The following is a 14,151-nucleotide window of genomic DNA, read 5'->3' on the forward strand; positions in this document are numbered from 1 at the left end:
AAAAAAAAAAAAAAAAATCAACTATTTTTAGTATACTAATTAATATTTTTACCTAAATATAATGTTTTTTGATTAATTTATATCATTTATTTTATTTTTTTATGTTATTAAATTTATATTAACTATTAATATTTGTGAATTTGAATTTTATATTTTTTATAATGTTATTATTAATTATTTTCATGATAAAAATTTATGAAACTTTATTAAATATTAATTTTTTATAAATATTTTAATTTAACTTTTCATTATTAATGAAATATTAATATCAAAAATTTCGGTGTTTTATTTTTTCACTATTTTCCATCGTTACTTTTACACTTTTTATGGATAGTATTTTTAAAAGTTATGAGTTTTTTTATAAAAAAATATCCCAGCAATGCTGGGATTATATTTTTTCTATTTTGTATTCGTCTATGTTTCTTTTTTCTGAGTTTATGTTTATTCCTATTATATAAATTTCTTTCCCTTTGTACTTTTCATAGTACTTCATTTCTTTTATTTGATTTAAGGCTTTTTCTGCACTTTTGTCTATCTTTATTTCCATTATGTATATAGTGTCTTCCTCTATTACTATATCGCTTCTTCCTAAGTTCGTTAATTCTTCTGCTGTTACGTTCAGTCCCGCTGATGCAAGTATTGTGTATATCAATGAATGATAGTAACTTTCTTCTTTTTTATGCAAGTTGTATGGTATTGCACTTATTATTCTTTTTATTTCTTTTATTATTCCTTCTATGTCTTTTTCATATATTCTTTCATATATTGTGGTTTCTATTTGTTCTATTTCTCTTATTCCATAGTTTGCTTCTAATATTATCTTTGAAAAGCTGTTCTTTACTTCTATATTTGGATAGTCTAATATGTACTTTTCCCTCAATCCTAATCTTTTTATTCCTTTAAAGGTCAAGTATCCTGCTTGTGTAAAGAATATACTTGCATTTGCTTCTTCTATTTCTCGGGTTGAAAAATCGAGTTCGCTCACTGGATACTTCACTAAGTCTTCATATCTTATCTTCTTCCCTTTTATGTATTCGTACAAAAATGATGGTGATCCACTTTCAAACCAATAGTTTTGAAACTTTCTTTCATTAAAAAACCTTAATATTGAAAATGGATTGTATACAGAACTTTCTCCATCAAATGAAAATCCATTGTAGTACATCTTTAAGTTTTTTAATAACTCTTTTTCTTCCATCTTCATCTCAACCGCTGTTTCTTTTATATGCTCTTTAAAGTTACTTTCTAACTCTTCTTGTGTGTATCCCAACATCTGTGCATATTTTTTATTCAACGATATATCATTTAAGTTGTTCAATGCAGAAAATACTCCTGTTTTTGTGAACTTTGTTATTCCTGTCATGAATACAAACTTTATGTATTCATCTTTTGATTTTATTTTTTTATAGAACTCTCTTAAAAATCTTCTTACTTTTTCTGCTTCTTCTTTGTTATTCATATGTTCTAATATTGGTGATTCATATTCATCTACTAGTATTACCGTTCTTTCTTCATACTTTTGGCTTAATTTCTTTATTAAATTTCCAAACATTGTTGGTAAATCATCTGTTGTTGGTTTCAAACTTTCTTCTTTATATAATTCGTTTATTTTATTATACAATGATTTTATAAATTCTTCATATGTTGTTAATGTATTATCTGACATATCTATTTTTATTACTGGATACTCTTTAAACTCCCATTTATCATATATGTATGTTCCTTTAAATAAATCTTTCTTTCCTTTAAATAGATAGTACAGTGTTGATACTGTTAAACTCTTACCAAATCTTCTTGGGCGTGATAAAAAGATTGGTGCTTCTGAACTTATTAAATCTAATATATACTTTGTTTTATCTATATATGTATAATTTCCTTCTTTTATTTTTTTATAGTCTTGTACTCCTATTGGTAGCTTTTTCATTTTTATCACCTCTAATTTTTATTATACCATATGTATTTTTTTAAATTGATTTTTTTTATATAAAAAATATCCCAGCACTCGCTGGGATTATATTTTTTGAATACATATTTCATTTGTCTATATTCACACACTAATATTACTATCTTTTTTATTATTTCATTACTTTTTTTCATAGTAAGTATCTATCAGTGTTTTTACCAATAAATTGTATTTAACAACATTTAAAATATAATTCAATTTTGTACTTTCTATATTTCTTTCATTCAAAATTTTTTCTAAATCTGTCTTTTTTTCTTTATTTTTTTCATATTCTAATTCAGATATTTTTATGTCTAAATTTATTATGTATAAATTATTTTCTGTTGCTTCTATTTGGTTGAGAAGTTTATTGTAATCATCTCGTACTTTAGCTAAAATTTCACCTAAAGTTTTTTCATTTTCTTCTTTTTTTTGTTCTTTTATAACTGGATTTATTGTACTGGAAATGTTATAATGTCCATTTGAATAATTACCATTTCCTGAAAAGTTTATAAAAGGTACATCATAATTATAATCCATCATAAATGATAGAGAATAATTATTTGTTTTAAAATCATAATTTGCTCCTAAGTTAAAGTTTATTTCATTGTTATTTGTTAATATTTTACTATATTTATTTTGTTCTTTTTCTTTCTTTGCTATTAAGTACTCATAGTTCTCTTTAAAGTCTTTTAATTTGTAACTATTCAATAATTCATTTAATTTTTTCATTTCATAATATTCTTTTGGATATGTAAAAGTAACATCCTGCATCTTATTTAAAATTAAAAATATGAAACCATTCAAATTTTGATTATCAAAAGATTCTTTTAAATCATTTTTTTGAATTTGTGTACTTATTTTTTCTCTTTCTAATTTTAGTTTTTCTATTTCATTTTGTGGTAGTGTTATCTTTAATAATTCATCATAATACTTATTTAATAACTTTAAGTTTTCTTGCATCTGATACCTATTAAAAAACTCATATCTCAAGGATATGTATTTATTAAAATACTTATTTTCATCTAATAATTCTTCTATTCTATTAACAACTTCATTTATCTTCATTTCTGCTATATTCTTACCACTTGAAAAAATATTCCAATTCAAATTGATTTGTGATGTAGTAAAATCAAGTTTACTAAAATCTCCATCTATTCCAAAATTATACGAAACATTTTGAAAAAACATTTTATACTTGTTCAATATGTCTTCAGTCTTTTTAACTTCTTTTAGATACATAGACTTAATTGCTTTGTCAAATTTTTCATAATTTAAATTTTCTCCAAATATAATACTATTCAAAAAAATAAACAAGACTATTATTATTCGTATTTTACTCATTAAAGTTCTCCCTTTTTAAATTTCTAATTTTCATAAAGAATTTTTATGCTTTCTTTAGTTTTTATGTATATAAATATTTTTCCATTAATCTTTTTTACTTTAAGCTCAGGAATATAAAAATATTTTTGTTTCATTACACTAAAATCATAAATTATGTTAAAATTCTTATCCATTTTTAATATTTTCAAATCCTTACGATTTGAATCCTCACTATCATAATTTTCATATAATATATAAAAATTATCATCTATCATATCAATATCATATGTAGCTGTATACTTATAATTATCCAATATTTTAATAGTTCCTTTCTCTACATCTAATATTTTCAAAAGTCTTTCTTTGTTGTCCCAAATAACTTTATATAATTTATTTGAATTACTTTTTAAAATTATATCCGATGAATATTTACATTTTTCTTTTTTTTCATAAATAGTTTTATAATCTCCATAAAAATTATTTCCAATTATTTTATAATAATAAACCGTCTTTTGATTAAATTCTATCAATCCATCTTTTGTTTTTTCAATATACACAACATCTGTATGAAGATCATTTGTTATAGGTGGATTAAAATAAATTTCAGACCTTTTTTTCTTTTTGACAATATCATATGCCCAATCATCTACTGAGGTTCCAGGAAATTCATAAAACTTTTCTAACTTATCATTATTTAATATTGCTATACCATCTAAAGATTTAACTATAACCTTATCATTTGGTAGAACCCTTAAATATACAACAGTAACACCACCACTATAATAATCAGGTATTATTTCATTTTCTATCTTTATATACTCTTTTTTTTCAGGTAAGAACTTTAAAATACTTGGTTCACTATACAGCCCTAAATAAATTTCACCTTTGCTATTTACATCAAATTTACATGAAATAAAATCTACATCTTTTCTTTTAATAACCTTTTTTTTATTTATTCTTAAATTAAATTTGTATTCTTTATCTATTTTATTATTAAGAGATATGGATTCATATTTAACAAATTCTCCTTGTGTAATTATAGTAATTATTGAAATAATAAAAAATACTAAAATTTTTTTCATCTAATTTCTCACCTCTTTTTTTATATTAATATGATTCAACATAAAGGCGCTTTATTATAAAGCACCTTCATTATTTACCATCCTTTCTTATAATAAATTTTAACATATTTATTTGTTCTCGTTGGTTTCTCAACAGAAATACTATAACTCTTTTCGTGGTAAGGACCTTTTAAAAAGTATTTTGCTCTATACACACTTTCTAACATACAATCAAGTCCACCATATCCAAAATCCATATAAGTGAATGATTTACCAGTATCTATTATTTTCTTTTATTTATTTTAAATTATCTAAAATAAAATCTGAATTTCCAAGCATTAAAATTCCTAAATATATCCTATAAATTTCAGAATATGTACTATAATATTCATTAATTAATTTTATATATTCAGAAAAATTTTTAATAGTATTTAATTCTTGGATATTAATTACTTCATTATAATTTTTTAATTTTGTGAGTAAAATATTTAGTCTTTGAAAATATGAATAATAATCTTTTATTTTTTCATTTAAAACATTATTCAACTTATTTGAGTTTAATAAAAATTTATTTGCATAATCTATAAAAAAAATATTTGCTGAGATTTTATTTGGATAAATAGAAATATGATTTTTTAAGGATATTCCAAATATTTCAAAAGATTTTTCAAAATTCAAAGAGCATGAAAAATTTTTATTAAATGTGTTCTCAGAATCCCAGGAATTATTATAATTATAATTCAAATCAAAATATACAGAAAAATCTTCTTTATTATTTTTAAGTTTAATTATTTCTTCATTATTTTTATTATAAGAATAATCTGGATTATTAATGATATTTTTTTTTATGTAATTAAGATTTGAACTATTTTTTATAAAACTATCTTTTAAAATATGATAACCAAATAAATTCTTAATATTGTTATATTTTTCTCTTTTTATTTTTTTGCAATAATATTCATTTTCAAGTATTTCGTTTTTTAATCTAACATAAAATATTTTATTCTTGTTTAAGAGATTATTCTTATTTATAAAGTTTAATACTCTTTTTAATTCTTCGTTTATATTTTTTGTTTTTAAATATTCAAGATAATCTAAAAAATAATTAAAAATATAATTCATTTTTCTTGCTTCAATATTAGCTAAAGATATATTTTTTTCGTAATTAAAAATTTCTTTTTTTAAATACTGTTGATAATCGAAAAGATTAATTTTTATACCAGAATTTAAATTTATTGAATATGTGCCATCATATGGATAATCAAAATATGTAGAAAAATTTAAATTTTCATAATTTTTTGTCTTTTTTTTTGCAAAAGTTGTTGAAAATTTATCATTACTTTGAAAATAATTCAGAAAATATTCTTTAAAAAAAGAAACTGTATTAGAAAACATACTAATAGACAAAAGGACTAAAAAAATAATAATTGATTTTTTCATAAAACCCTCCAATAATTCTGTATTTATATTTTGTTTTTCAAACTACAAAATAGGGATAACTCCCTATTTTATAGTTTTAATTTAATTGTATAAAGAATATAACTTTCTTTGTTAAATAAATATATATATTCATTATCAGAACTTAATATTAAATTGTTTAAATCACTTAATTTTTTATCAATAATTTTTTCTATCGGAATTATCTTTAATACTTTTGAAAAACCATTCTCATCTACTTTTGTACTTATAATATAGAAATTTTCTTCATTCATAACTACTATATATTCTTTTGATTTTATAACTTTTACTTCATCATCAATATAATTGCTATATAATTTTTTTTGTTTAATTTTTATAGGTAATTCAAAACAATTTCCAGTATCATATTTCTTATTGATGAAAGTTCTTTTATTTAAATCCATATCAAATTTTGATATACTTAGGCGTTTCAAAAACTCATCATAATTTATTACAAATACATTATTTTTTATAACTAAAATTTTTTTTACACCAAAACCAGTTGAAATATTTTTTATAAAACCTGAATTAGTATTATAATGTGATAGGATCATATCTAAATTTTTATTAGGACTAATAAAAAATATATCTTTTTTATCTTTAGTTGTATCTAAAGATACGTAATAATCAAGAATTTGCTCTTTATTTTCTAATTCAAACTCTTTTATTTCATGTGTTTTTGTGTCTAAACTATATAATTTTTCACCAATACTTATTATATAAATTTTATCATCAATTATTTTAAAAATTTCTGTATAGTAAGGTTTTTTTAAGTAGTCATATTTTATTATTGAAATATCTACTTTTTTAGAATATTTTAAAAATTCTTTTGTAAGTCCATTATAAATATTATAAGATTTTATTATCAATGGATTAATTTTTTCTATTGAATAAATATTTCCATCAATAACTCCTGCATATTTATTCAAATCAACTTTTGATGAATCTATATAAAATTTATTTACTAAAACCAAATTCTGTGAAAAAATGACAATGTTATAAAATATTATTAATCCAAATAAAAGTTTTTTCATTTTATCTCCTCTAATAACTAATCTTTATATATTTAGCTCTATATACATCTAAAATATTTATTTTAGTTCCCTTTCGATTATCTTCACTATCAGGCACTCCATCTTTGTAAATTATCTTTTTAGAATAGGCGCTCCATTCAATTTTTTCTTTATATTTAACAATAAATCCTTGATGACGTGGTGGGATTTTTGCTACAAAACTTCCAATATAACTTTTAGTTTTATGGTGAGTATATCCTCCACTGGCCTTCCAAAAATCAAGGAACTCAGCTTCTCCTGAAACTGTAAATTCATTGGTAGTAGATTCATTGACTTCAAATGAATAATCCAAAAAATTTTTATAATCCATATTATCTACTGCTGCAGAAACAATTTTTTCTGGTCCTTTATAAATTATTTTTGCACTTCCAGCAGTAACTCCATGAAAATACCTTGTTTCTATTTTTGGTTTTGGTTTAGAAGGTTTTTTTGGACTCACCCCCCCAACAACGGCAGACATTTGTGAATCTGACATGCTATTTACTGATACATTCTTTGTTGCAAAGGCGTTCATTGGCATCATGGTCAATATAAAGGTGAATAATATTAACCATGATATTCCTCTTTTTGTTTTTTTCACTTTTTTCTCCTCCTCATTTGTATTTTTAATAGCATAGCTATTATGATCACTAAAAATAATATAGTTATAATATGTTGTTTCTCCATACTTAGAATAAATTGTTTGTATATTACTGGTATTTCATAATTAATTATTTTTGTTTCAAATAGTTTTGTCTTTTTTAAAACTTTTCCATTGTTGTTTATTATTTGGGTTATTCCAGTATTCATTAATTGTGCTACATATACGTTATTTTCTGCTGCTCTAAACTGCATGAATGCTGATGTTATGTATGGTATATTTGAATATCCAAAAAGTCCATTGTTTGATAATAAAAATATTATTCCTGCACCTTTTTGTTTTAATTCAGTTGAAACATTTTGAAAAAATGCTTCAAAACATATTTCTACTCCTATTTTTATATTGTTTATTTCAAATGGGTTTATTTCCTTTCCTTTTTTAAAATAGTTTTCATAAAATGGTACTGTATAGTTTTTATTGTACTTTCCTAATATTTTTCCTGTTTTTGAAATTAAAAATGCACTGTTGTATTCTTCATCGTTTGGTTCAAGGTCTGGTGTTCCAAATAATATATTAATTTTATTTGTTTTTGCTATGTTTATTATTTTATTTTTGTATTCTGGTATTCTCATTATCCATCTATGCACTGCTGTTTCTGGCCATACTATTAATTCTGATGAATTGTTTTTTATACTTAGATTCATATATTTTTCAAAAATGTTTTTCATTTTATTTTTTTCTTCTGCTTTTTTGTATTCTTTTGCTGTAATGTTTCCTTGTATTAGTCTTACTTTTAATGTTTCTTTCTTTTTTATATTTATTCCATTTATATTTTTTATATCATTCAAACTATTAAATACAAAATATGCAAGAAAAAATCCCAATATAAAGATTATGTATTTAATATCATTTTTTTTGAGTTTTTTATTTTCCTTTAATTTCAAAATACTTTCTAATAATATTACATTTATTAAAACAACAACAAAAGATATTCCATACAATCCTATATATTTAGATAAATACAACATTAAGTCATTGTTGTGTTGAGTTATTCCTGCATAAAATGTAAATCCTACTAACATTTTATTGGTAATAAATTCTATGACCATCCATCCTAAAGAAATCATACATATTTTTTGTATTTTTACTTTTAAACTATTATAAATCATCTTTACAATAATTGTATAAATCATAAAAGTAATTCCCATTATATTAACTAATAAAAGAAAGATTAAAATATTAATTAAAATACTTTCACTTTGAATATGTAATATTGATAAAAAAATAATTGTTCCAATTAATGTTCCTTCAAAAAATCCATACCTTAAACTTTTTTCATTTTTCTTCACTACATAAAAATATGGAATTAACGCAAAGTATCCTAAAAATCCAAAATCAAATGGTGGGTAACTTAAGAATACTAATAATCCGCTTAATGCTAATAATATTATATTCATCTCATCACCAAAGGTTTTGTGTTTATTTTTAACACTATATTGTTCCAAGCTTCTTTAAAGATTTTTATTGGAATTCGTATTTCACCATACTCTGGGTCTGGATCAAATAAACTAACATATTTATTTGTTATGTCTTCAACTACAACGTAGTGGTTTCCTTTTACATATGTAATAACTGGTTTTCTTATTTCTTTTAAGTATTCAAAGTTAGCTTTGAGCCCTCTTGCTTTAAAACCACATCTTTCAGCTGCATACTTTAAATTAAGTAGTGTAGTTCCTTTTTCATTTGTTTTAGATAATGTAGCTAATTTTTCTTCTGTAGTATTCACTCCATATAAGTACAATAAATAGTTCAATGCAGCTGGTCCACAGGTATAATATGTTTTTTGTAAATATTCACTTGTATCATCATAACTAACATTTTTTTCTATATAATAATTAAGAACTTCTGATTTTAAATTTTTATTATTTATTTTAGACACATACAACATAGTCATTATATTTGCAAACACAACAAAAGCAAACAATAAAGTTAAACTCAAAAAAAATTTTTTAATCTTATAATATAATTTATTCTTCATAACTCTCTCCTCATATGTTTTATATTTATAAAAAAATATTAAATAATAATTAAATGATAGTTCATTAAATAAATTAAAACAAATTATTTTTTTATTTATGTCATAAACATTATATCAAAAAAAAAAAAAAAAAAATCAACTATTTTTACTAAACAAATAAACATTTTTACCTAAATATAATGCTTTTTTGATTAATTTATATCATTTATTTTATTTTTTTATTTTATTAATTTTATATTAAATATTAATATTTGTGAATTTAAATTTTATATTTTTTATAATGTTATTATTAATCATTTTTATTATAAAAGTTTGTGAAACTTTATTAAATATTTATTTTTTATAAATATTTTAATTTAACATTTCATTATTAACACAATATCAACTTCAAAAATTTGAATGGCGAATGTTTTATTTTTTCACTATTTTCCATCGTTACTTTCACGCTTTTTATGAGTTTTTATAAAAAAATATCCCAGCACCCGCTGGGATTATATCTTTTCTATTTTGTATTCGTCTATGTTTCTCTTTTCTGAGTTTATGTTTATTCCTACTATATAAATTTCTTTCCCTTTGTATTTTTCATAGTACTTCATTTCTTTTATTTGGGTTAAGGCTTTTTCTGCACTTTTATCTATCTTTATTTCCATTATGTATATGATGTCTTCCTCTATTACTATATCGCTTCTTCCTAAGTTCGTTAATTCTTCTGCTGTTACGTTCAGTCCTGCTGATGCTAGTATTGTGTATATCAATGAATGATAGTAACTTTCTTCTTTTTTGTGCAAGTTGTATGGTATTGCACTTATTATTCTTTTTATTTCTTTTATTATTCCTTCTATGTCTTTTTCTTTTATTGCTTTCCATATCGTTTTATTTATTTCTTTTATTTTTCCTCTTTCAAGTTCATAGTTTGCTTCTAATATCATCTTTGAAAAACTGTTCTTTACTTCTATGTTTGGATAGTCTAATAAATATTCATATTCCATTCCATACTGTTCTTTTCCTTTAAAGGTTAAGTATCCTGCTTGTGTAAAGAATATGCTTGCATTTGCTTCTTCTATTTCTCGGGTTGAAAAGTCTAACTCGCTTACTGGATACTTCACTAAGTCTTCATATCTTATCTTTTTTCCTTTTATGTATTCATACAAGAATGATGGTGATCCACTTTCAAACCAATAGTTTTGAAACTTTCTTTTTTTGAAAAATTGTAGTATTGAAAATGGATTGTATACAGAATTCTCTCCATCAAATGAAAATCCATTGTAGTACATCTTTAAGTTTTTTAATAACTCTTTTTCTTCCATTTTCATCTCACTTGCTGTTTCTTTTATGTGTTCTTTAAAGTTTTTTTCTAATTCTTCTTGTGTGTATCCCAACATCTGTGCGTATGTTTTATCTAATGATATATCATTTAAGTTGTTCAATGCTGAAAACACTCCTGTTTTTGTAAACTTTGTTATTCCTGTCATGAATACAAACTTTATGTATTCGTCTTTTGATTTTATACTCACATAAAAGTCTCTCAATATTTCTCTATACTTTTCTGCTTTTTCTTTGTTGTTTATATTGTCTAATATTGGTTTTTCATATTCATCTACTAATATTACTACTCTTTCTTTTTTTGATAGTTTTATTATCATTTCATTGAATGCAAACTTGTAGTCTGTTTCTGTTATTTCTATTCCATTTCTTTTTCCTTCTAACTTTATTATTTTTGTTAGACTTTCTTTCATTCTTTCCACATTATCTGTTGCTACGTCTAAAAGGTTTATCCTTATTACTGGATATTCTTTGAACTCCCATTTATCGTATATATACGTTCCTTTAAATAAATCTTTTTCTCCTTTAAACAGATAGTACAGTGTTGATATCGTTAAACTTTTTCCAAATCTTCTCGGACGAGATAAAAAATAAAATTTTCCACTTGTTATTAATTCATGTAAATATTTTGTTTTGTCTATGTATATATAATCTGTTATTAATTCTTTAAAGTCTTGTACTCCTATTGGTAGCTTTTTCATTTTTATCACCTCTAATTTTTATTATACCATATGTATTTTTTTAAATTGATTTTTTTATATAAAAAATATCCCAGCACCCGCTGGGATATTTTTTGAATACATATTTCATTTGTCTATATTCACACACTAATATTACTATCTTTTTTATTATTTCATTACTTTTTTTCATAGTAAGTATCTATCAGTGTTTTTACCAATAAATTGTATTTAACAACATTTAAAATATAATTCAATTTTGTACTTTCTATATTTCTTTCATTCAAAATTTTTTCTAAATCTGTCTTTTTTTCTTTATTTTTTTCATATTCTAATTCAGATATTTTTATGTCTAAATTTATTATGTATAAATTATTTTCTGTTGCTTCTATTTGGTTGAGAAGTTTATTGTAATCATCTCGTACTTTAGCTAAAATTTCACCTAAAGTTTTTTCATTTTCTTCTTTTTTTTGTTCTTTTATAACTGGATTTATTGTACTGGAAATGTTATAATGTCCATTTGAATAATTACCATTTCCTGAAAAGTTTATAAAAGGTACATCATAATTATAATCCATCATAAATGATAGAGAATAATTATTTGTTTTAAAATCATAATTTGCTCCTAAGTTAAAGTTTATTTCATTGTTATTTGTTAATATTTTACTATATTTATTTTGTTCTTTTTCTTTCTTTGCTATTAAGTACTCATAGTTCTCTTTAAAGTCTTTTAATTTGTAACTATTCAATAATTCATTTAATTTTTTCATTTCATAATATTCTTTTGGATATGTAAAAGTAACATCCTGCATCTTATTTAAAATTAAAAATATGAAACCATTCAAATTTTGATTATCAAAAGATTCTTTTAAATCATTTTTTTGAATTTTTGTACTTATTTTTTCTCTTTCTAATTTTAGTTTTTCTATTTCATTTTGTGGTGGTGTTATCTTTATTAATTTATCATAATACTTATTTAATATCTTTAAATTTTCTTGCATTTGATACATATTAAAAAACTCATATCTCAATGATATGTATTTATTAAAATACTTATTTTTATCTAATAATTCTTCTATTCTATTAACAACTTCATTTATCTTCATTTCTGTTATATTCTTACCACTTGAAAAAATATTCCAATTCAAATTGATTTGTGATGTAGTAAAATCAAGTTTACTAAAATCTCCATCTATTCCAAAATTATACGAAACATTTGGAAAAAACATTTTATACTTGTTCAATATGTCTTCCGTTCTTTTAAATTCTTTTAGATACATAGACTTAATTGCTTTGTCAAATTTTTCATAATTTAAATTTTCTCCAAATAGAAAAGCATTTATTAAAATAATAAATAATACTATCATTATCTTTTTTGTTTTATTCATTAAACTCATTCTCCTTTTTTAATTCTCTTTGAATACATCTACTTCAGAAGTATAACTCAAAAACACATAATTATTATTTTTTAATTTTTTAACTCTAAAACCCTTTGTAGCATTATCATAAGAAGTACTTTTAAGTGATTTATAAGATTTTGTAATATTGGTCTTTGAATTCCATTTAAATATATAATTAACAAAAATTTTAGCATAATCATGTAATTCTTTTTTTCCCGTTAAAAAATAAAAATTATTTTTATCTAACATATCAAAATCTAAAATTTCATATTCTTTGTACTTTTCTGTTAAATTTGTAATTAATTCAGCTTTTCCAAATTTATTTATTTTATATAAATAAAAAGCTTTATTTTTTTCTATTAATGCATATAAATATTTATAATCTGTTCTTAATTGGATTACTTTATATTCTCCTTCTAATATTTTTATTTCTTCTAATTTTAAAGTATCGTATCCTAACTTATTTTTTTCATAATACGTAATTTTATTTATTTTAGAATCAGCTAATCCATAAACATCTTTTAATGAATCATTTTGAAAAAAATATATTTTTTCTATTAAAGGCTCCATATCAGAAATTCTATTTTTAGATAAATCAAAATTTTCCCATTTAGATTTTGGCTCTTTACTATAAAGATTATTATATAAATCATAAAATGTTTTTAATTTATAGGCTGTAGCCAAACTTGGATCAACTGTTTTATAATATAATGTGAAAGAATCAACACCTAAATTTAATGAAAATTTAGATAAACCATTGCTTGTAGCAATGTATATATTTTCCTTTTTATCATAATTTATTCCACTAAAATACATTGGAACATAAAAATATGGTTGTAAATCTTCTTTAATAAACGTTGTAATATCATTGAAAATATCTATGGTCACTAATCCTCTTTTACTTGAAGTGACTATTTTTTTATTTCCTTTATATTTTTCAATATAATTATAATAACAATAAAAAGTTATAGTTCCACTATCACTAACATCAAAATAATTTGTTCTATAATTGTCAGAATGATATTCATTCACTAAGTTTAATTTTAATTTTTCAGAAAATAAAATTCCTGTTATTAAAACTACTAAAATTATCAAGAATATTTGTTTATTTTTCACTTTATCAACTCCTTCTATTGAATTTTTATATTTTTTATTAAATTAATTTAACCACAAATAAATTAAATTTAAAAAATGTATTTATCTTTAAAAAATATATTATAAATTAAATGAATTTTTATACCAAATTATATTTAAATAAAGATAAATACAAAATATT

11 protein-coding genes are annotated in these 14,151 nt (G+C 21.8%); all 11 read right to left on the bottom strand.

Annotation, left to right across the window (positions count from 1 at the left end; genetic code table 11):
* Positions 1-388 precede the first annotated feature (388 nt).
* Positions 389-1,924, bottom strand: coding sequence for an ATP-binding protein (locus IGS63_RS00175; protein ID WP_190615041.1), 1,536 nt, complete (start codon positions 1,922-1,924; stop codon positions 389-391).
* Positions 1,925-2,083: 159 nt separating this feature from the next.
* A complete protein-coding gene (locus IGS63_RS00180) occupies positions 2,084-3,286 on the bottom strand; it encodes a hypothetical protein (protein ID WP_190615042.1) in 1,203 nt (400 codons plus the stop codon).
* Positions 3,287-3,309: 23 nt separating this feature from the next.
* Positions 3,310-4,347 (bottom strand): hypothetical protein, encoded by a 1,038-nt coding sequence (locus IGS63_RS00185; RefSeq protein ID WP_190615043.1) that lies wholly within the window; start codon positions 4,345-4,347, stop codon positions 3,310-3,312.
* A 276-nt stretch (positions 4,348-4,623) separates the two neighbouring features.
* Positions 4,624-5,766 (bottom strand): hypothetical protein, encoded by a 1,143-nt coding sequence (locus IGS63_RS00190; protein WP_190615044.1) that lies wholly within the window; start codon positions 5,764-5,766, stop codon positions 4,624-4,626.
* A gap of 68 nt (positions 5,767-5,834) precedes the next feature.
* On the bottom strand, positions 5,835-6,818 hold the full coding sequence (locus IGS63_RS00195; RefSeq protein WP_190615045.1) for a hypothetical protein: 984 nt from the start codon (positions 6,816-6,818) through the stop codon (positions 5,835-5,837).
* Between the two features lie 10 nt (positions 6,819-6,828).
* Positions 6,829-7,437 carry a hypothetical protein gene (locus IGS63_RS00200; protein WP_190615046.1) on the bottom strand — a complete coding sequence of 203 codons (609 nt, stop codon included), beginning with the start codon at positions 7,435-7,437 and terminating at the stop codon, positions 6,829-6,831.
* Positions 7,434-8,894, bottom strand: a complete 1,461-nt coding sequence (locus IGS63_RS00205; protein WP_190615047.1) for an apolipoprotein N-acyltransferase — start codon at positions 8,892-8,894, stop codon at positions 7,434-7,436. Before IGS63_RS00205 ends, IGS63_RS00200 begins: the two co-directional genes overlap by 4 nt.
* Entirely contained in the window at positions 8,891-9,475 is a 585-nt protein-coding gene (locus tag IGS63_RS00210; RefSeq protein ID WP_190615048.1) for a cysteine peptidase family C39 domain-containing protein, read from the bottom strand. The genes IGS63_RS00205 and IGS63_RS00210 overlap by 4 nt, the downstream gene beginning before the upstream one ends.
* 491 nt (positions 9,476-9,966) lie before the next feature.
* A complete protein-coding gene (locus IGS63_RS00215; protein WP_190615049.1) occupies positions 9,967-11,499 on the bottom strand; it encodes an ATP-binding protein in 1,533 nt (510 codons plus the stop codon).
* A 155-nt stretch (positions 11,500-11,654) separates the two neighbouring features.
* Positions 11,655-12,863 carry a hypothetical protein gene (locus IGS63_RS00220; RefSeq protein ID WP_190615050.1) on the bottom strand — a complete coding sequence of 403 codons (1,209 nt, stop codon included), beginning with the start codon at positions 12,861-12,863 and terminating at the stop codon, positions 11,655-11,657.
* 18 nt (positions 12,864-12,881) lie between these two features.
* Positions 12,882-13,991, bottom strand: coding sequence for a hypothetical protein (locus tag IGS63_RS00225; RefSeq protein ID WP_190615051.1), 1,110 nt, complete (start codon positions 13,989-13,991; stop codon positions 12,882-12,884).
* Positions 13,992-14,151: the final 160 nt, after the last annotated feature.

Origin of the sequence: Tepiditoga spiralis (assembly GCF_014701195.1) — a bacterium.
GTDB classification, from domain to species: Bacteria; Thermotogota; Thermotogae; order Petrotogales; family Petrotogaceae; genus Tepiditoga; species Tepiditoga spiralis.